General features: G+C 66.0%; 24 protein-coding genes and 1 pseudogene. 3 read left to right on the top strand and 22 right to left on the bottom strand.

Going from position 1 to position 17,885, the window contains the following annotated elements:
* Positions 1-2: 2 nt before the first annotated feature.
* From ptsP to ACX12L_RS15410, 4 genes and pseudogenes are all read right to left on the bottom strand, one after another.
* The gene (gene ptsP / locus ACX12L_RS15425) at positions 3-1,766 is read right to left on the bottom strand and encodes a phosphoenolpyruvate--protein phosphotransferase (protein WP_459263397.1); all 1,764 of its coding nucleotides are present in this window, start codon (positions 1,764-1,766) and stop codon (positions 3-5) included.
* 18 nt (positions 1,767-1,784) lie between these two features.
* Positions 1,785-2,054: an HPr family phosphocarrier protein gene (locus tag ACX12L_RS15420; protein ID WP_459263396.1), complete on the bottom strand. Its 270-nt coding sequence runs from the start codon at positions 2,052-2,054 to the stop codon at positions 1,785-1,787.
* Positions 2,026-2,467 (bottom strand): annotated as a pseudogene (locus ACX12L_RS15415) (PTS sugar transporter subunit IIA); the annotation flags it as partial. The gene ACX12L_RS15420 and the pseudogene ACX12L_RS15415, both read right to left, overlap by 29 nt.
* A gap of 53 nt (positions 2,468-2,520) precedes the next feature.
* A complete protein-coding gene (locus tag ACX12L_RS15410) occupies positions 2,521-3,066 on the bottom strand; it encodes a hypothetical protein (RefSeq protein ID WP_459263395.1) in 546 nt (181 codons plus the stop codon).
* Between the two features lie 145 nt (positions 3,067-3,211).
* On the opposite strand from ACX12L_RS15410, the gene ACX12L_RS15405 reads away from it, so the two are divergent.
* Positions 3,212-3,715, top strand: a complete 504-nt coding sequence (locus ACX12L_RS15405; protein WP_459263394.1) for a TlpA disulfide reductase family protein — start codon at positions 3,212-3,214, stop codon at positions 3,713-3,715.
* A 241-nt stretch (positions 3,716-3,956) separates the two neighbouring features.
* Here ACX12L_RS15405 and ACX12L_RS15400 read toward each other — a convergent pair whose 3' ends face one another.
* A complete protein-coding gene (locus ACX12L_RS15400; RefSeq protein ID WP_459263393.1) occupies positions 3,957-4,418 on the bottom strand; it encodes a c-type cytochrome in 462 nt (153 codons plus the stop codon).
* A 175-nt stretch (positions 4,419-4,593) separates the two neighbouring features.
* On the opposite strand from ACX12L_RS15400, the gene ACX12L_RS15395 reads away from it, so the two are divergent.
* Together ACX12L_RS15395 and ACX12L_RS15390 are read left to right on the top strand one after the other, a co-directional pair.
* Positions 4,594-5,259 (top strand): cytochrome b/b6 domain-containing protein, encoded by a 666-nt coding sequence (locus tag ACX12L_RS15395; protein WP_459263392.1) that lies wholly within the window; start codon positions 4,594-4,596, stop codon positions 5,257-5,259.
* A gap of 68 nt (positions 5,260-5,327) precedes the next feature.
* On the top strand, positions 5,328-5,822 hold the full coding sequence (locus tag ACX12L_RS15390) for a GNAT family N-acetyltransferase (protein WP_459263391.1): 495 nt from the start codon (positions 5,328-5,330) through the stop codon (positions 5,820-5,822).
* 105 nt (positions 5,823-5,927) lie between these two features.
* On the opposite strand, the gene ACX12L_RS15385 is transcribed toward ACX12L_RS15390, so the two are convergent.
* The 17 genes from ACX12L_RS15385 to ACX12L_RS15305 form a co-directional block, all read right to left on the bottom strand.
* Positions 5,928-6,434: a redoxin family protein gene (locus ACX12L_RS15385; RefSeq protein WP_459263390.1), complete on the bottom strand. Its 507-nt coding sequence runs from the start codon at positions 6,432-6,434 to the stop codon at positions 5,928-5,930.
* Positions 6,435-6,513: 79 nt separating this feature from the next.
* Positions 6,514-6,783, bottom strand: a complete 270-nt coding sequence (rpsQ, locus tag ACX12L_RS15380) for a 30S ribosomal protein S17 (protein ID WP_013517328.1) — start codon at positions 6,781-6,783, stop codon at positions 6,514-6,516.
* Between the two features lie 13 nt (positions 6,784-6,796).
* Positions 6,797-6,994: a 50S ribosomal protein L29 gene (gene rpmC / locus ACX12L_RS15375; RefSeq protein WP_459263389.1), complete on the bottom strand. Its 198-nt coding sequence runs from the start codon at positions 6,992-6,994 to the stop codon at positions 6,797-6,799.
* Positions 6,995-7,006: 12 nt separating this feature from the next.
* Positions 7,007-7,423, bottom strand: a complete 417-nt coding sequence (gene rplP / locus ACX12L_RS15370) for a 50S ribosomal protein L16 (protein ID WP_013517326.1) — start codon at positions 7,421-7,423, stop codon at positions 7,007-7,009.
* A 2-nt stretch (positions 7,424-7,425) separates the two neighbouring features.
* On the bottom strand, positions 7,426-8,298 hold the full coding sequence (gene rpsC / locus ACX12L_RS15365) for a 30S ribosomal protein S3 (RefSeq protein WP_459263388.1): 873 nt from the start codon (positions 8,296-8,298) through the stop codon (positions 7,426-7,428).
* Positions 8,299-8,315: 17 nt separating this feature from the next.
* Positions 8,316-8,648 carry a 50S ribosomal protein L22 gene (gene rplV / locus ACX12L_RS15360; protein ID WP_013517324.1) on the bottom strand — a complete coding sequence of 111 codons (333 nt, stop codon included), beginning with the start codon at positions 8,646-8,648 and terminating at the stop codon, positions 8,316-8,318.
* 9 nt (positions 8,649-8,657) lie between these two features.
* On the bottom strand, positions 8,658-8,933 hold the full coding sequence (gene rpsS, locus ACX12L_RS15355) for a 30S ribosomal protein S19 (RefSeq protein ID WP_003059413.1): 276 nt from the start codon (positions 8,931-8,933) through the stop codon (positions 8,658-8,660).
* A 10-nt stretch (positions 8,934-8,943) separates the two neighbouring features.
* Complete coding sequence (rplB, locus tag ACX12L_RS15350; protein WP_013517323.1) at positions 8,944-9,768, bottom strand: 50S ribosomal protein L2; 825 nt, start codon at positions 9,766-9,768, stop codon at positions 8,944-8,946.
* Between the two features lie 3 nt (positions 9,769-9,771).
* The gene (gene rplW, locus ACX12L_RS15345; protein WP_011803744.1) at positions 9,772-10,086 is read right to left on the bottom strand and encodes a 50S ribosomal protein L23; all 315 of its coding nucleotides are present in this window, start codon (positions 10,084-10,086) and stop codon (positions 9,772-9,774) included.
* Positions 10,083-10,703: a 50S ribosomal protein L4 gene (gene rplD, locus ACX12L_RS15340; RefSeq protein ID WP_013517322.1), complete on the bottom strand. Its 621-nt coding sequence runs from the start codon at positions 10,701-10,703 to the stop codon at positions 10,083-10,085. Before rplD ends, rplW begins: the two co-directional genes overlap by 4 nt.
* Complete coding sequence (gene rplC / locus ACX12L_RS15335) at positions 10,703-11,377, bottom strand: 50S ribosomal protein L3 (protein ID WP_459263387.1); 675 nt, start codon at positions 11,375-11,377, stop codon at positions 10,703-10,705. Before rplC ends, rplD begins: the two co-directional genes overlap by 1 nt.
* A 216-nt stretch (positions 11,378-11,593) precedes the next feature.
* Positions 11,594-11,905 carry a 30S ribosomal protein S10 gene (rpsJ, locus tag ACX12L_RS15330; RefSeq protein ID WP_005796953.1) on the bottom strand — a complete coding sequence of 104 codons (312 nt, stop codon included), beginning with the start codon at positions 11,903-11,905 and terminating at the stop codon, positions 11,594-11,596.
* A 27-nt stretch (positions 11,906-11,932) separates the two neighbouring features.
* Positions 11,933-13,123, bottom strand: coding sequence for an elongation factor Tu (gene tuf / locus ACX12L_RS15325; protein ID WP_459263386.1), 1,191 nt, complete (start codon positions 13,121-13,123; stop codon positions 11,933-11,935).
* A gap of 229 nt (positions 13,124-13,352) precedes the next feature.
* On the bottom strand, positions 13,353-15,461 hold the full coding sequence (gene fusA, locus ACX12L_RS15320; protein WP_459263385.1) for an elongation factor G: 2,109 nt from the start codon (positions 15,459-15,461) through the stop codon (positions 13,353-13,355).
* Positions 15,462-15,547: 86 nt separating this feature from the next.
* Positions 15,548-16,021 carry a 30S ribosomal protein S7 gene (gene rpsG, locus ACX12L_RS15315; RefSeq protein WP_013517318.1) on the bottom strand — a complete coding sequence of 158 codons (474 nt, stop codon included), beginning with the start codon at positions 16,019-16,021 and terminating at the stop codon, positions 15,548-15,550.
* Between the two features lie 164 nt (positions 16,022-16,185).
* Complete coding sequence (gene rpsL, locus ACX12L_RS15310; RefSeq protein WP_013517317.1) at positions 16,186-16,563, bottom strand: 30S ribosomal protein S12; 378 nt, start codon at positions 16,561-16,563, stop codon at positions 16,186-16,188.
* A gap of 101 nt (positions 16,564-16,664) precedes the next feature.
* On the bottom strand, positions 16,665-17,828 hold the full coding sequence (locus tag ACX12L_RS15305) for a D-alanyl-D-alanine carboxypeptidase family protein (protein WP_459263384.1): 1,164 nt from the start codon (positions 17,826-17,828) through the stop codon (positions 16,665-16,667).
* Positions 17,829-17,885 lie beyond the last annotated feature (57 nt).

Raw genomic sequence — 17,885 nt, 5'->3', positions numbered from 1 at the left:
GACTACTGGGCCAGCATGGCGGCCGGGTCGTCCGAGGCCAGCACCTGCTGCGCCCAGCCAGCGAGCTTGCGCGCGTCGACGCGCAGCACCTCCTGCTTGACGGCCAGGATCTGCGCCGGCTGCATGGAGAAGCTGCGCAGGCCCAGGCCCAGCAGCAGCCGCGTCATGCCCACGTCGCCCGCCATCTCGCCGCACACGCTCACGCTCTTGCCCTGGCGCGCACCCTCGGCGATCACGTCGGCCACGAGCCGCAGCACCGCCGGGTGCAGCGGCTCGTACAGGTGCGCCACGGCCTCGTCGGCGCGGTCGATGGCCAGCGTGTACTGGATCAGGTCGTTGGTGCCCAGCGAGAGGAAGTCGAAGTAGCGCAGGAACTGCTGCACGATGAGGGCCGCGGCCGGCACCTCAATCATGGCGCCCAGCTGCACGGTGCCATAGGCCGCGCCGCGCGCATCGAGCTCGGCGCGCGCCAGGTCCACCTGGGCCAGCGTCTGGCGGATCTCGCTCACGTGCGCGAGCATGGGAAACAGCAGCCGCACCGGCCCATGCGCGGCAGCGCGCAGCATGGCGCGCAGCTGGGTACGGAACATGGCCGGATCGGCCAGGCTCCAGCGGATGGCGCGCAGGCCCAGCGCGGGGTTGAGCGAGCGGTCCTTGTAGCCCTTGTCCAGCGGCTTGTCCGCGCCCACGTCCACCGTGCGTATGGTCACGGGCAGGCCCTCCATGCCCTGCACGGCCTCGCGGTAGGCGAGGTACTGCTCCTCCTCGTCGGGCAGGCGGCCGCCGCGCCCCATGAACAGGAATTCGCTGCGGAACAGGCCCACGCCCACGGCACCCGCGCGCAGGGCTGCAGCGGCGTCGCCCGGCTGCTCGATGTTGGCCAGCAGCTCGATGGCCTGGGCGTCCAGCGTGACGGCCGGCGTATGGCGCAGCCGCGTCAGGCGCTCGCGCTCCAGCGCGAGCTGGCGCTGGCGGAAGCCGTATTCGGCCAGGATGATGGGCGTGGGGTCGACGATCACCGCGCCGGCGTCGCCGTCGATGATGATCCAGTCGTCCTGGCGCACCAGCTGGCTGGCCCCGCGCGCGCCCACGACGGCGGGAATGTCCATGCTGCGCGCCACGATGGCCGTGTGGCTGGTCTTGCCGCCCACGTCGGTGACGAAGCCGGCGAACACGCTCTGCTTGAACTGCAGCATGTCGGCCGGCGACAGGTCGTGGGCCACCAGCACCAGCGGCACGTCGGCCGCGTCGCCCTGCAGGTACTCGGCCTCGGCGCCGGCCTCGGCCCGGCGGCGCGGGCTGGGCGGCGGCGCCACGGGGCTGGCAACGCCCTTCATGCGGCGCAGGATGCGCTCCACCACCTGCGCGAGGTCGGCCTTGCGCTCGCGCAGGTATTCGTCCTCCATCTCGTCGAACTGGCGGCTGATGATCTCCAGCTGCGTGGTCAGCGCCCATTCGGCGTTGTAGAGGCGGTCGGTGATCCAGTGCTTGACGCCGCTGACCAGCATCTCGTCCTGCAGCAGCATGAGGTGCACGTCCAGCAGCGCGGCCAGCTCGGGCGGCGCGTCGGGCGGCATGTCCGCCTGCAGGCGCTGCAGTTCCTCGATCACGGCATTGCGGCCGCTGCGCACGCGCGCGATCTCGGCCTGCACCTGCTGCGGCTCGATGAAATAGTGCGCGACCTCCATGCTGCCGGACGCTGCCAGCACCGCTCGCCCGATGGCGATGCCGCGGGCGATCGCCAGGCCGTGGATGGAGAAGGTCATGTGCGCCTCGCCCGCGGTTTATTCGCCCTCGCCGAACTTGCCATCGATCAGCGCCAGCAGCGCGCCCATGGCCTCCTGCTCCTGCGTGCCGTCGGTCTCGATCTCCACCTGCGAACCCAGGCCCGCGGCCAGCATCATCACGCCCATGATGCTCTTGGCATTGATGCGGCGCTCGCCCTTGCTCATCCAGACGTCGCAGGGGTAGCTGCCGGCCAGCTTGGTCAGCTTGGCCGAGGCGCGGGCGTGCAGGCCCAGCTTGTTGCTGATGGTGATGGTGTTCTTGATCATGAGTTGCGCGTTGGATGGGATTCTGCGGCCGCGGCCACCTGCAGCATCCCCTGCGTTCCGCCGGCCAGGGCGCGCGCGGCCAGGGCATCGAGCGGCTCGGCCCGGTAGCACACGGCCCGCAGCAGCATGGGCAGATTCACGCCGGCGATCAGGCGCGCATGGACGTCATCGACCAGGCGCCGGGCCACGTTGCAGGGCGTGGCGCCGAACAGGTCGGACAGCACCAGCACGGGCGCCTGGCCATGCTGCGCCAGCAGGGCGCGGGCGTTGGACAGCGTCTGCTCCGGCGGTTCATCGGGCGGCACGTCCAGGGCCAGCAGGTCATCCGCGCAATCGGAAAACACATGCAGCGCGCATTCGCGCAGGGCATGGGCCAGGGGGGCGTGGGCAATGATGAAAAGGCGTGTGTTCATGGCAGGCGGCAATGCCATGCATTATGGCGCCGCCCGATGGCGCCTCCGCGCGCTCACGGCTGCAGCGCCAGGCCCGCGAAGAAGGTGTCGGCCGCCGCCGTGCGCGGCTGCGGCGCGTAGACCACGGCGTGGTACAGGCGCGCCCGCGGGCCCTCCAGGCGCGCGAACCACACGGCCTCGGCCACGACCTCGGCGCCATCCGCGCCGCGCCCGCGCACCACCATGCGCAGCGACTGCGGCAAATCCAGGGCCTGCCGGGGGACGAAGGCCGCGCCGGCCTGCGCCTGCGGGCCAGCCTGCATGCGCGCCAGGGCGGCGGTGCGCCAGCGCGCGAGCGCGGCGCCCGCCTGGGACGGGTCGGCCAGCGGCATGTGCGACAGGGCAAAGGTGGCGCCATCGGCCTGGCAGCCGACCATGGACAGCTCCACGGCCCCGGCACCCAGGTCCACGGGCCGCGCGGCGCGCTCGGGCTTGCAGGGCAGGGACAGCGTGATGCCCGCCTCCGGCAAGGGCACGCTGCGCCAGTCGAGCGCCGGGCTGCAGGCGAGCAAGGCCAGCGCGCTGGCGGCCACGGAGAGGCGGACGGTGGAACGGGACATGGCGGGCATTATTCCCAGGCAGGCGCCAGGGCCCGCGAACTTTTCGCGCCCGGCCCAATCCCACGCTGGCATGTTCAGCTCGGGCGCTGCGGCACAATCGCGGCGTGGCTGCACCCTTGCCGGGTGCCATGATGGGGAAACGGATATGGGAATCAAGAAGTGGCTGGTGGCCGGCGCCGTGGCGGCGGGCGTTGCCGTGGGCGCCGTGGTGGTGCTGGGTTCGGGCCAGTCGGCCGCACCGCAGTCGACCTTCGTGTTGCTCGACGGCTCCCAGCAGACCACGGCCGACCTCAAGGGCAAGGTGACGCTGGTGAACTTCTGGGCCACGAGCTGCACCACCTGCGTGGCGGAGATGCCGGAGATCGTCGCTACCTACGACAAGTACAAGGACCGGGGCTTCGAGACCCTGGCCGTGGCCATGAGCTACGACCCGCCGAGCTACGTGGTGAACTTCACCGAGACGCGCAAGCTGCCGTTCAAGGTGGCCATCGACAACACCGGCGCCGTGGCCAAGGCCTGGGGCGACGTGAAGCTCACCCCCTCGACCTTCATCGTCAACAAGCGCGGCGAGATCGTGAAGAGCTACGTGGGCGCGCCCGACTTCGGCGAACTGCACAAGCTCATAGAGCGGCTGCTGGCCGAGGCCTGACCACCCTCCTTCTCGTGCGAAACGCCGTTTTCTTCATAAGAAAACGGCGTTTTTCCTTGCTGGGCAAGCGCCAGCAGCTATTCTCAAAATAGCATCCGCATGAAACCGGCGCACTCCCACCAGCCTAATGGCCGCAGACGCCGTGGAGCGGGCTTTGCCCGGCCACCGGCGTCGTCCCCCTTCCCACGCGCAGCGTGAGAGAAGGAGGAAGGCGCGAAGCGCCACTGGGGGTTGTTCCGCCTCACCGTGCGCGATAGGCGTCGTGGCAGGTCTTGCAGGCATTGGCCGCGGCGCCGAAGGCGGCCTTCAGGTTGTCCAGGCTGCCGGTCTTGGCGGCAGCGTCGAGCTTGGCGACCTCGGCCTGCAGCTTCTCCGAATACTCGGTGAACTTGGCATGCTCGCTCCACACGCCGGGCTTGGCCTTGGTCGGCGCGCCCTTGTCCGTGCCCGGGCCGAAACCCGCCCAGGGCAAGGCCGCGAGGCTGGCCACCACGTCGGCATTCGCCTGCGCCGCCTTGGCGTCGTAGGGCGCCTTGCCGTTGACCATGGCGCCGATGCGCCCGAAATGCTGCCCCATCATGAACAGCGCGCTCTGGCGGTATTTGATGGCCTCTTCGGGCTTGGCGAACTGCGCCGCGGCCGGCAGGGAGAGCAGCATGGCCGCAGAGGCGGCTACGGCGAAGGCAATGGCTTTGGATGGCATGTAGTGCACCTTTCGTGGGGAAGTGGGGCAGCAGCGCGGCAGGAGGCCGCCGCCTGCCAGGCCGCAGTATCGCGCCACGCCTAAGCGCCCGGGCTTTGCTCGGGTATGGCATGCGGCGCCGGCGCGGCCGCGGGGCACAATGGCCGCATCTTTCTCGGCCTCGAATCCGCACACCATGCAGCACACGGTACGCGTCTGGGATCTGCCCACCCGCCTGTTCCACTGGGCAATCGTCGCCACGACCATCGCGCTCGTGGCCACCGCCAAGATCGGCGGCAACGCCATGCAATGGCACATGCGCCTGGGCCTGGCGATGCTGGCGCTGCTCGCCTTCCGGCTGGCCTGGGGGCTGGTGGGCGGGCACTGGTCGCGCTTCGCGAGCTTCCTGTATTCGCCCGGGCGCCTGTGGCGCTACCTGGCGGGCCGGGGCGACGAGGCGCGCGACGACGTGGGCCACTCGCCCCTGGGCGCGCTGTCCGTATTCGCACTGCTGGCGCTGCTGCTGGCGCAGGTGTGCAGCGGGCTGCTGAGCGACGACGAGATCGCCTCCGCCGGCCCCCTGGCGCACCTGGCCCCGGGTGAATGGGTCGATCTGGCGAGTTGGTACCACAAGGACGTGGGCCAGTACCTCCTGGTGGCCTTCGTGGTCCTGCACCTGTGCGCCATCGCGTTCTACACGCTGGTGCGCCGGCGTCCGCTCGTGCGCGCCATGGTCCGCGGGGACAAGCAGTTGCCCCGGCCCGCGCCCTCGTCCCGCGACGACCTGGCCAGCCGCATCGGCGCGGCCGCGATCCTGGCCGCTGCCTGCGTGCTCGCCTGGTGGGTCGCAAGCCTGGGGTAAACCCGGAAAGGCGCATGGATACACTGGGCCATCGCCGTCTACCGCTCGAGAAAGAGTCCCCGCGCCCAATGGATCACCGCCCCGTCGTCACGCTGCTGAGCCCCACCCTGCCCCACGAAATGGAAGCGGTACGCGAGATCTTCCAGGAATATGCAGACAGCCTGGACGTGGACCTGTCGTTCCAGGGCTTCGCGGACGAATTGGCCACCCTGCCTGGCGACTATGCGCCGCCGCGCGGCCACCTCCTGCTGGCCGAGGTCGAGGGCAGCATCGCCGGCTGCTGCGCCCTGCGGCCGCTGGACACGGCCGACTACCCCAACGCCTGCGAGATGAAGCGCCTGTACGTGCGCAAGGCGTTCCGCGGCTTCGGCCTGGGCCGCCAGCTGGCCGAGGCCGTACTCGACCTGGCGCGCCAGGCGGGCTACGCCTGCGTGCTGCTCGATACGCTGGACGGCATGGAGGCGGCGCGCGCGCTGTATGCCGAGCTGGGCTTCGTGGAGATACCGCCGTACTACCACAACCCCCTCGCGGGATCGCATTACCTGAAGGCGGATATTTTCTAGTCCTTTCGGCCTCTCGCGCCCGCCAGGCAAGCGCTGGAAGCTATCAAAACAAAAGCGCCGCCGCGACGGATCGTCGCGGCGGCGCTTTTTCGTGCCGGGAAGGGATCAGCCCTTGGCCTGCGCCAGCAGGGTGGCCGCGTCGCTGACCTCGAACTTGCCGGGCGCCTCCACGTTCAGCGTGGCGACCTTGCCGTCCTTGACCAGCATCGAGTACCGGTTGCTGCGCAGCCCCAGGCCCTTGCCGTTCAGGTCGAGCGTGAGGCCCGCGGCCTTGGCGAACACGGCGTCGCCATCGGCCAGCATGCGCACCTTGCCGCCCGTCTTCTGATCGCGCGCCCATGCGCCCATGACGAAGGCGTCGTTCACCGCCAGGCACCAGATTTCGTCCACTCCGGCGGCCTTGAGGGCCTCGGCCTGCTCCACGTAGCCCGGCACGTGCTTGGCCGAGCAGGTGGGCGTGAATGCGCCCGGCACGGCGAACAGCGCGATGGTCTTGCCCGCGGCGGCCTTTTGCACGTCGACCGGGTTGGGGCCGATGCTGCAGCCATTGCCCTCGACTTCGACGTATTCCATCAACGTGGTGGCGGGCAGTTGGTCTCCGACCTTGATCATGATTGGCTCCTGGGAATAAAAAAACGACCCACATTGTGGGTCGTTTGACTGGGCATTGCTGCCCGGGGGCCGATAGGGCTTAGACCAGTGCGGCCTTTTGCACCAGGCGCGTGGCCACCCAGTTCTTGGTCTTGGAAAGCGGACGGCTTTCCGTGATCTCGACCGTGTCGCCCATCTTGTACTCGCCGTTTTCGTCGTGGGCGTGGTACTTGCTCGACTTGATCATGATCTTGTCGTAGATGGGATGCTTGACGCGGCGCTCGACGAGCACGGTCACGGTCTTGGCACGCTTGTCGCTGACCACCTTGCCAACCAAGGTGCGCTTGAGGGAGGGTTTGGCTTCCGTCATGTTCGCTCCTGGATTACTTGGCGGCTTGCTTTTCAGCAAGAATGGTCTTGGCGCGGGCAATGTCACGGCGCGTGGCGCGCAGCGTGTTGGTGTTGCCCAACTGTTGCGTAGCCTTCTGCATGCGCAGGCCGAAATGGGCCTTCTGCAGCGACTTGATTTCGGCCTCCAGGCCGGCTACGTCCTTTTGGCGGAGTTCAGCAGCTTTCGTCATGTTGATTTCTCCTTAAGCGCCAATCTGACGGGCTACGAACGTAGTGCGCAGCGGCAGCTTGGCGGCAGCCAGGCGGAACGCCTCGCGGGCCAGTTCTTCGGGCACGCCGACGATCTCGAACACCACCTTGCCGGGCTGAATCTCGGCCACGTAGTACTCGGGGTTACCCTTGCCGTTACCCATACGCACTTCGGCGGGCTTGGTGGAGATCGGCTTGTCGGGGAACACGCGGATCCAGATGCGGCCGCCACGCTTGACGTGACGAGAGATCGCACGGCGTGCGGCCTCGATCTGGCGGGCCGTCAGACGGCCGCGGTCCGTGCACTTCAGACCGAAGTCACCGAAAGCCACCGAATTGCCACGCGTGGCAATGCCGGTGTTGCGGCCTTTTTGCTCCTTGCGGAACTTGCGGCGAGCAGGTTGCAGCATGTTTATTCTCCTTTGCCGTCCGCTGCTGTAGCGGGCGCGTCAGTCTTGCGAACGCGCTTAACGGCGGTTGCGTCGGCGCCACCGGCGCCTTGGGGCTTGTCGCTGCCATCGGCCGGAGCGGCATTGCCGCCCATCGGACGACGGCCACCACGGCCTGCGCGATCGCCAGGACGGCCATCGCGGCGGGGGCCACGGGGGCGGCGCTCGTCATCGGGGCGCGGCGTCTCGGCCACGGGCAGGTCGCCACGGCCCAGCGTGTCGCCCTTGTAGACCCACACCTTCACGCCGATCACACCGTAGGTGGTCTTGGCTTCGGAGGTGCCGTAGTCGATGTCGGCGCGCAGGGTGTGCAGCGGCACGCGGCCTTCGCGGTACCACTCGGTACGTGCGATTTCGATGCCGTTCAGGCGGCCCGAGGACATGATCTTGATGCCCTGGGCGCCCAGGCGCATCGCGTTCTGCATGGCGCGCTTCATGGCGCGGCGGAACTGGATGCGCTTTTCGAGCTGCTGGGTGATCGAGTCGGCGATCAGCTTGGCATCGATTTCGGGCTTGCGCACTTCTTCGATGTTCACGGCCACCGGCACGCCCAGGCGCGTGGCGAGTTCCTTCTTCAGGTTCTCGATGTCCTCGCCCTTCTTGCCGATCACCACGCCCGGACGTGCCGAGTAGATGGTGATGCGGGCGTTCTTGGCGGGGCGCTCGATCAGGATGCGCGAGACGGCGGCGTTCTTCAGCTTGGCCTTGAGGAACTCGCGCACCTTGATGTCTTCGGCCAGCATGCCGGCGAAGTCACGGTTGCTCGCGTACCAGCGGCTGGCCCAGTTGCGGCTGACCGAGAGGCGAAAGCCGGTAGGATGGATTTTCTGTCCCATATTCGTTCCTATTGGCCTTAGTTACCCACGGTCACGTAGATGTGGCACGTCGGCTTGCTGATGCGATTGCCGCGGCCCTTGGCGCGCGCGGTGAAACGCTTGAGCGTGGTGCCTTGCTCGACGAAGATGGTCTTGACCTTCAGTTCGTCGATGTCGGCGCCGTCGTTGTGCTCGGCGTTGGCAATGGCGGATTCCAGCACCTTCTTGACGATGCCCGCAGCCTTTTTCTGCGTGAACGTCAGGATGTCCAGGGCTTGATCCACCTTCTTGCCGCGGATCAGATCTGCGACCAGGCGACCCTTGTCAACCGACAGGCGGACGCCACGCAGGACTGCACGTGTTTCAGACATGGTCATTCCTTACTTCTTGGCCTTCTTGTCGGCGGGGTGGCCCTTGAAGGTGCGCGTCAGGGCGAATTCGCCCAGCTTGTGGCCCACCATCTGGTCGGTGACGTAGACCGGCACATGCTGCTTGCCGTTGTGCACGGCAATCGTCAGGCCGATGAACTCGGGCAGCACCATGGAGCGGCGCGACCAGGTCTTGACGGGCTTCTTGTCCTTGGTGGCGATGGCCTTCTCGACCTTGGCCAGCAAGTGATGGTCAACAAACGGACCCTTTTTGAGAGAACGAGTCATTTGCTACCCCTTACTTCTTGCGACGCGACACGATCATGGTCTGTGTGCGCTTGTTGTTGCGGGTGCGGTAGCCCTTCGTCAGGTTGCCCCATGGGTCAACCGCGTGACGGCCTTCGCCGGTACGGCCCTCGCCACCACCGTGCGGGTGGTCGATCGGGTTCATGGCAACGCCGCGCACCGTCGGGCGGATACCCATCCAGCGCTTCACACCGGCCTTGCCGAGCTGGCGCAGGCTGTGCTCTTCGTTGGCAACCTCGCCGATCGTGGCGCGGCACTCGATGTGGATCCTGCGCACTTCGCCAGAGCGCATGCGCACCTGGGCGTACACGCCTTCGCGGGCCAGGAGCGTGGCCGACGTGCCGGCCGAGCGCGCGATCTGGGCACCGGCACCGGGCTTGAGCTCGATGCAGTGGATGGTCGAGCCCACCGGGATGTTGCGGATCGGCAGCGTGTTGCCCACGCGGATCGGAGCCTCGGAGCCGCTCACGATGGAGGCGCCGACTTCCAGGTTGCGCGGGGCGATGATGTAGCGGCGCTCGCCGTCGGCGTAGCACACCAGGGCGATGTGGGCCGTGCGGTTCGGGTCGTACTCGATGCGCTCCACCTTGGCGGGGATGGCGTCCTTGTTGCGGCGGAAGTCCACCACGCGGTAGTGGTGCTTGTGGCCGCCGCCCTTGTGGCGGGTGGTGATGTGACCGTTGTTGTTGCGGCCGGCCTTCTGGAACTGGGGCTCCAGCAGAGGCGCGAACGCATCACCCTTGTACAGGTGGTCACGCGAGATCTTCACCGTGCCGCGCTGGCCCGGGGTCGTGGGTTTGAGCTTGATAACAGCCATGGTTTACGCAGCCTCCCCGGACAGGTTCAGCTCTTGACCTTCCTTGAGCAGCACATAGGCCTTGCGCACGTTGTCGCGGCGGCCCATGGTCTTGCCAAAGCGCTTGGTCTTGCCTTTGGTGTTCACCACAGAAACACCCTTCACTTCCACCTTGAACATCAGTTCCACGGCGGCCTTGATTTCGGGCTTGGTTGCGTTCTGCAGCACCTTGAACGTCACGGCGTTGGACTTCTCGGCAACCATGGTGGCCTTCTCGGACACGATGGGAGCGACCAACACCTGCATCAGACGACCTTCGTCAAACTTGAGCGTGCTCATGCGAACATCTCCTTGAGTTTGTCGATCGCGCCCTTGGTGACGAGCACTTTCTTGTAATGCACCAGCGACACGGGGTCTGCATAACGCGGCTCGACGACGAACACGTTCTTCAGATTGCGCGAGGCGAGGTACAGGTTCTCATCGACCTCATCGGCGATCACCATCACCGATTGCAGGTTCATGGCCTTGAACTTGTCGGCCAGCACCTTGGTCTTGGGGCTTTCCAGCTTCAGCGAGTCCACCACGGCCAGGCGGCCTTCGCGGGCCAGCTGCGACAGGATGGCGGCCATGCCGGCGCGGTACATCTTCTTGTTGATCTTCTGCGTGAAGTTTTCTTCGGGCAGGTTCGGGAAGATGCGACCGCCCCCACGCCACAGCGGCGAGGAGGTCATACCGGCACGTGCGTTGCCGGTGCCCTTCTGCTTGAAGGGCTTCTTGGTCGAGTGCTTGACCTGCTCGCGGTCCTTCTGGGCGCGCGTGCCCTGGCGGGCATTGGCCTGGTAGGCGACGACGATCTGGTGGATCAGGTCTTCGTTGTACTGGCGATCGAACACGGTCTCGGGCACGTCCACCTTGGACGCGGCCTGGCCTTGTTCATTCAGGAGTTCGAGCTGCATTAGTTCGCTCCTTTGGAAGCTTTGGCCTTGACTGCCGGACGCACCGTCACGAACCCACCCTTGGAGCCCGGAACGGCGCCCTTGATCAAGAGCAGTTGGCGTGCTTCGTCGATGCGAACCACGTCGAGGTTTTGCGTCGTGACGGTGGCGTCACCGAGGTGGCCCGTCATCTTCTTGCCCGGGAAAATCCGGCCCGGATCCTGCGCCATGCCGATGGAGCCAGGAACGTTGTGCGAGCGGCTGTTACCGTGCGAGGCGCGCTGCGAACCGAAGTTGTGGCGCTTGATGGTGCCGGCGTAGCCCTTGCCGATGGAGGTGCCCTGCACGTCCACCTTCTGGCCCACGGCGAACACGTCGGCCACGGGCACGGCGCTGCCGGCGGCGTACTTGCCGGCGACTTCGGCGGTCACGGGGAATTCGCGGATGATTTCACCGGCTTCGACACCCGCCTTGGCGAGGTGGCCGGCTTCGGGCTTGGTCACGCGAGATGCCTTGCGCGAACCGAACGTGACCTGCAGGGCCACGTAGCCATCGTTCTCTTGGGTTTTGACCTGGGTCACGCGGTTGTTGGACACATCCACCACCGTGACGGGCACTGCGTCCCCGTCATCGGTGAACAGACGCATCATGCCCACCTTGCGGCCCAGCAACCCGAGGGAGTTGCTCAGACTCATTGGTTTTCTCCAAAACTTCCACCGCCCCGACTGCAATTGGCCCAGGCGTTTGCACCAAGGTGCGTGAAAGAAGGTTGATAAAACTCCGCATACTTGGCGCCCAGCAACCTGGACGCAAAAACGCGAAGCCGCAAAGTATAACGCGGACCGCCCTTCCGAGCAAGTCCGCGTTATTGCGGGCGCCGCCTCATGGCCGCGCCGCATGTGCCGCAGGGATTACTGCAGCTTGATCTCGACGTCCACGCCGGCCGGCAGGTCGAGCTTCATCAGCGCGTCCACCGTCTTGTCCGTGGGATCGACGATATCCATCAGGCGCTGGTGCGTGCGGATCTCCAGCTGGTCGCGGCTGGTCTTGTTGACGTGCGGCGAGCGCAGGATGTCGAAACGCTTCATGCGCGTGGGCAGGGGCACGGGGCCCTTGACGATGGCGCCGGTGCGCTTGGCGGTGTCGACGATCTCGGCGGCGGACTGGTCGATCAGCTTGTAATCGAACGCCTTGAGGCGGATACGGATCTTTTGCTTGGACATGATGTTCCTTGACTGGCTGTCCGCCGATTACTCGATGATCTTTGCCACGACGCCCGCGCCCACGGTGCGGCCGCCTTCGCGGATGGCGAAGCGCAGGCCTTCTTCCATGGCGATTGGCGCGATCAGCTTGACGGTGATCGACACGTTGTCGCCGGGCATGACCATTTCCTTGTCCGCCGGCAGCTCGATGGAGCCGGTCACGTCGGTCGTGCGGAAGTAGAACTGCGGACGGTAGTTGTTGAAGAACGGCGTGTGGCGGCCGCCTTCGTCCTTGGAGAGCACGTACACCTCGGCGGTGAAGTGCGTGTGCGGCTTGATGGAGCCGGGCTTGCACAGCACCTGGCCGCGCTCGACGTCTTCACGCTTGGTGCCGCGCAGCAGCAGGCCGACGTTGTCGCCAGCCTGGCCCTGGTCCAGCAGCTTGCGGAACATTTCCACGCCGGTGACGGTGGTCTTTTGCGTGTCGCGGATGCCGACGATTTCGATTTCTTCGCCGACCTTGATGATGCCGCGCTCGACGCGGCCCGTGACCACGGTGCCGCGGCCGGAGATGGAGAACACGTCTTCCACGGGCATGAGGAAGGCGCCGTCCACTGCGCGCTCGGGCGTGGGGATGTAGGTGTCGAGGGCTTCAGCCAGGCGCAGGATGGCGGGTTCGCCCTTGTCGGACTGGTCGCCTTCCAGGGCCAGCTTGGCCGAGCCGCGGATGATGGGGGTGTCGTCGCCGGGGAATTCGTATTTGTCCAGCAGTTCGCGCACTTCCATTTCGACGAGTTCGAGCAGTTCTTCGTCGTCCACCATGTCGCACTTGTTCAGGAACACGATGATGTAGGGCACACCCACCTGGCGGGCCAGCAGGATGTGTTCGCGCGTCTGGGGCATGGGGCCGTCGGCGGCCGAGCACACCAGGATGGCGCCGTCCATCTGGGCGGCGCCGGTGATCATGTTCTTGACGTAGTCGGCGTGGCCGGGGCAGTCCACGTGGGCGTAGTGGCGGTTGGCCGTTTCGTATTCGACGTGCGAGGTGTTGATGGTGATGCCGCGCGCCTTTTCTTCGGGCGCGTTGTCGATCTGGTCGTAGCCCTTGGCTTCGCCGCCGAACTTCTTGGACAGCACCGTCGCGATGGCCGCCGTCAGCGTCGTCTTGCCATGGTCCACGTGACCGATCGTGCCCACGTTCACGTGGGGCTTGGTCCGCTCGAATTTACCTTTTGCCATTTCAATTTCTCCAAAGAGCAATGCCTGTGTAGAGGTTTAACGTCTGCACCCGGTTGCTGGTTCGTCCCGCACAGGGCGACAGGACGGCACCGGATCGCAGATTGCAAGAAATTTGCTATCTATTAGATAGCTGCCAGCACTTGAGGACCAAGCACTGGCAGCCAATTCGTCTTTAACCAGAGGTGTCCGGGCAAGCTTCGCTGCGCGAATCCTGGTCCGGCACCTTGGTTTATTTGGCTCGCGCAGCGATGATGGCCTCGGCCACGTTGCGAGGAGCCTCGGCGTAGTGCTTGAACTCCATCGTGTACGTGGCGCGGCCCTGCGTCATGGAGCGCAGCTGCGTGGCGTAGCCGAACATCTCGGACAGCGGCACCTCGGCCTTGATGGCCTTGCCGCCGCCGACCATGTCGTCCATGCCCTGCACCATGCCGCGGCGGGACGACAGGTCGCCCATCACGGTACCGGCGTAGTCTTCGGGCGTTTCGACTTCCACGGCCATCATGGGCTCCAGGATGACGGGGTTGGCCTTCTTGGCGGCTTCCTTGAAGCCGAAGATGGCCGCCATCTTGAACGCCTGCTCCGACGAGTCCACGTCGTGGTACGAACCGAAGGTCAGCGCGACCTTGACGTCCACCACGGGGTAGCCGGCCAGCACGCCGCTGGTCAGCGCCTCTTCCACGCCCTTCTGCACGGCGGGGATGTACTCGCGCGGCACCACGCCGCCCTTGATCTCGTCGAGGAACTCGAAGCCCTTGCCCGGCTCGTTGGGCTCCAGGCGGAACACCACGTGGCCGTACTGGCCCTTGCCGCCGGACTGGCGCACGAACTTGCCGTCCACGTCCTTGACGGTGTTGCGGATGGTCTCGCGGTAGGCCACCTGGGGCTTGCCGACGTTGGCTTCCACGCCGAATTCGCGCTTCATGCGGTCGACGATGATTTCCAGGTGCAGCTCGCCCATGCCGGCGATGATGGTCTGGCCCGATTCCTCGTCGGAGCGCACGCGGAAAGACGGGTCCTCGGAGGCCAGGCGCGACAGGGCGATGCCCATCTTCTCCTGGTCGGCCTTGGACTTGGGCTCCACGGCCTGGGCGATCACGGGCTCGGGGAAGACCATCTTCTCGAGCATGATGTGGTGGTCCAGGTCGCACAGGGTGTCGCCCGTGGTCACTTCCTTCAGGCCCACGCAGGCGGCGATGTCGCCGGCGCGGATCTCTTCGATTTCCTGGCGCTCGTTGGCGTGCATCTGCACGATACGGCCGATGCGCTCCTTCTTGCCCTTGACGGCGTTGTAGACGGTGTCGCCCTTGTTCAGCACGCCCGAGTACACGCGCACGAAGGTCAGCTGGCCGACGAAGGGGTCGGTCATCAGCTTGAACGCGAGGGCCGAGAACTTCTCGTTGTCATCGGCCTTGCGCGAGAGGTGCTTCTCGTGGTCGTCCGGGTCGGTGCCGGCCACGTCGGGAATGTCCACCGGCGAGGGCAGCAGGTCGAGCACGGCGTCGAGCATGCGCTGCACGCCCTTGTTCTTGAAGGCCGAGCCGCACAGCATGGGCTGGATCTCGGTGGCGATGGTGCGCTGGCGCAGGCCGGCGATGATGTCCTGCTCGGAGAGGTCGCCCTCTTCGAGGTACTTGTTCATCAGCTCTTCGGACGCCTCGGCGGCGGCCTCGACCATGTTCTCGCGCCACTTGTTGCAGGTTTCGACCAGGTCGGCGGGGATGTCGCCGTACTCGAACTTCATGCCCTGGCTGGCTTCGTCCCAGATGATGGCCTTCATCTTGAGCAGGTCGACCACGCCCTGGAAGTGGTCCTCGGCGCCGATCGGCACCACGATCGGCACCGGGTTGGCGTTCAGGCGCAGCTTCATCTGGTCGTAGACCTTGAAGAAGTTGGCGCCGGTGCGGTCCATCTTGTTCACGAACGCGAGGCGCGGCACCTTGTGCTTGTTGGCCTGGCGCCAGACGGTTTCGGACTGGGGCTGCACGCCGCCCACGGCGCAGTACACCATCACGGCGCCGTCGAGCACGCGCATGGAACGCTCCACCTCGATGGTGAAGTCCACGTGGCCGGGGGTGTCGATGATGTTGATGCGGTGCTCGGGGCGCGACAGGTCCATGCCCTTCCAGAAGCAGGTCACTGCCGAGGAGGTGATGGTGATGCCGCGCTCCTGCTCCTGCTCCATCCAGTCGGTGGTGGCGGCGCCGTCGTGCACCTCGCCCAGCTTGTGGGTCACGCCGGTGTAGAACAGGATGCGCTCGGACGTCGTGGTCTTGCCTGCGTCGATGTGCGCCGAGATACCGATGTTGCGGTAGCGCTCAAGGGGGGTTTTGCGTGCCATGATGGTCTTTCGTTAACGGCCAAGAGCCCGTCCGCCAAACAGGGCGAATCGGGCTCCCAGCCAGTGCGATAGGGATGCGCTGAGGCTTAGAAGCGGAAGTGGCTGAAGGCCTTGTTGGCTTCCGCCATGCGGTGCACCTCGTCACGGCGCTTCATGGCGCCGCCACGGCCTTCGGTGGCTTCCATCAGCTCGTTGGCCAGGCGCTGTGCCATGGACTTCTCGCTGCGCTTGCGCGCGGCTTCCTTGATCCAGCGCATCGACAGGGCCAGGCGGCGCACGGGGCGCACTTCCACGGGCACCTGGTAGTTGGCGCCACCCACGCGGCGGGACTTGACTTCCACCATGGGCTTGACGTTGTTGATGGCCGTGACGAACACCTCCAGGGCATCCTTCTCGGGTTGCTTCTTCTCGATCAGTTCCAGGGCGCCGTAGATGATGCGCTCTGCAACTGCCTTCTTGCCGCCTTCCATGATCACGTTCATGAATTTGGACAGCTCTACGTTGCCGAACTTGGGATCCGGCAGGATTTCACGTTTGGGGACTTCGCGACGACGTGGCATTTCTCACCTCTATCTTTGCTTCAGTTGGCGCCGTTCCCGGCACCGCGAGAGCCCATCCGGGACTCCCACTTACTCGACCCGCGCGCACCATGCACGTTGGGGTCACTACGTCCGGCCGGCCTGCCAGGCCTCCGAACACCGAATGTTTCCTGCAAAAAGACGCTTTAGGCCTTCTTGGGACGCTTGGCACCGTACTTGGAACGGGCCTGCTTGCGATCCTTGACGCCTTGCAGGTCAAGGGAGCCGCGCACGATGTGGTAGCGCACACCGGGCAAGTCCTTCACACGGCCGCCGCGCACGAGCACCACGGAGTGCTCCTGCAGGTTGTGGCCTTCGCCGCCGATGTAGGAAATGACCTCGAAGCCGTTGGTCAGGCGCACCTTGGCGACCTTGCGCAGCGCGGAGTTCGGCTTCTTGGGCGTCGTGGTGTACACGCGGGTGCACACGCCACGGCGCTGGGGGCAGTTTTCCATGGCAGGGCTTTTGGATTTGACAACTTCGACCGTGCGGCCCTGACGCACGAGTTGGTTGATGGTTGGCATTAATACGTCCCTAAACGTGAATGAAAAGCGAAAACGTGAATCCCTTCGGAAATTCCGAAAAGCCTTCTAATGTACCAGCTTGAAGCTTCGCAGGCAACCGCCTACTTGATCCACAGGCGGATGGCGTCCCAGGCGCGGCCGAAGATGCCGGCCTGCGCCACGTCCTCCAGCGCCACCAGGGGCACCTCGGCCACCTGCTCGCCGCCCAGCTTCACCTTCAGCGTGCCGATGGGCTGGCCCTTGGTGAAGGGCGCGATCAGCGGGTCCTGGCGCACGATCTCGGTGCTCAGCTTGCCGGCGCTGCCCGAGGGCACGGTGACCACGATGGCGTCGGGGCGGCCGATCTTGAGCGTGCCCTGCGTGCCCTTCCAGACGGCCGGGGTAGCGGCGGCCTGGCCGGCGTCGAACAGCTTGACGGCGTCGAACGCCGTGTAGCCCCAGTTCAGCAGCTTCTGGCTCTCGTTGGCGCGCGAGTTCTCGCTGGCGGCGCCGAGCACGATGGACAGCAGGCGGCGCTGCCCCACGTTCGGGAAGTCGCGCTTGGACGTGGCCACCAGACAGTAGCCCGCGGCGGCCGTGTGGCCGGTCTTCAGGCCGTCGACCGTCGGGTCGCGGAACAAGAGCGTGTTGCGGTTGTTGCCGTTGGAGGCCGGCGTGCCCTCGTAGCGGTACTGCTTGGTGGAGTAGTAATGCATGTACTGCGGGAAGTCCTGCATCAGCCGCGTGGCGAGCGTGGCCAGGTCGCGCGCCGTGGTGGTGTGGCCGGGCTCGGTCAGGCCCTCGGGGTTCTTGTAGGCGGTGTTCTTCATGCCCAGCGCCTTGGCCTGCTCGTTCATCAGGCGCACGAAGTTCTCCGCCGTGCCGCCCACGCCCTCGGCCAGGGCCATGGTGGCGTCGTTGCCCGACTGCACGATCATGCCCTTGAGCAGGTCATCGACCGGCACCTGCATCTTGGGGTCGATGAACATGCGCGAGCCCGGCATCTTCCAGGCGCGCTCGCTCACGGGCAGGCGCTGCTCCAGCGTGATCTTCTTGGCGCGCAGCGCATCGAACACGAGGTAGCCGGTCATGAGCTTGGTCAGCGACGCCTGCTCCACCGGCGCGTCGATGTCCTTGGCGGCCAGCACCTGGCCCGCCGTCACGTCCACCAGCAGGTAGTTGCGCGCGGCGATTTCGGGAGGCTGGGGCGCCTGGGCCCAGAGGATGGCGGGCGCCATCAGCGCGGCACAGGCAAGGGATCGCAACAAGGACAGGAGAGACTTCATGGTGGAAACAGGCACTCGGGGAACAGGAAAAACAAACCGGCCGGGGCGGCCGCTGGA

Source organism: Alicycliphilus sp. T452 (assembly GCF_054512775.1).
This window is presented reverse-complemented; position numbering and strand designations above follow the sequence as displayed.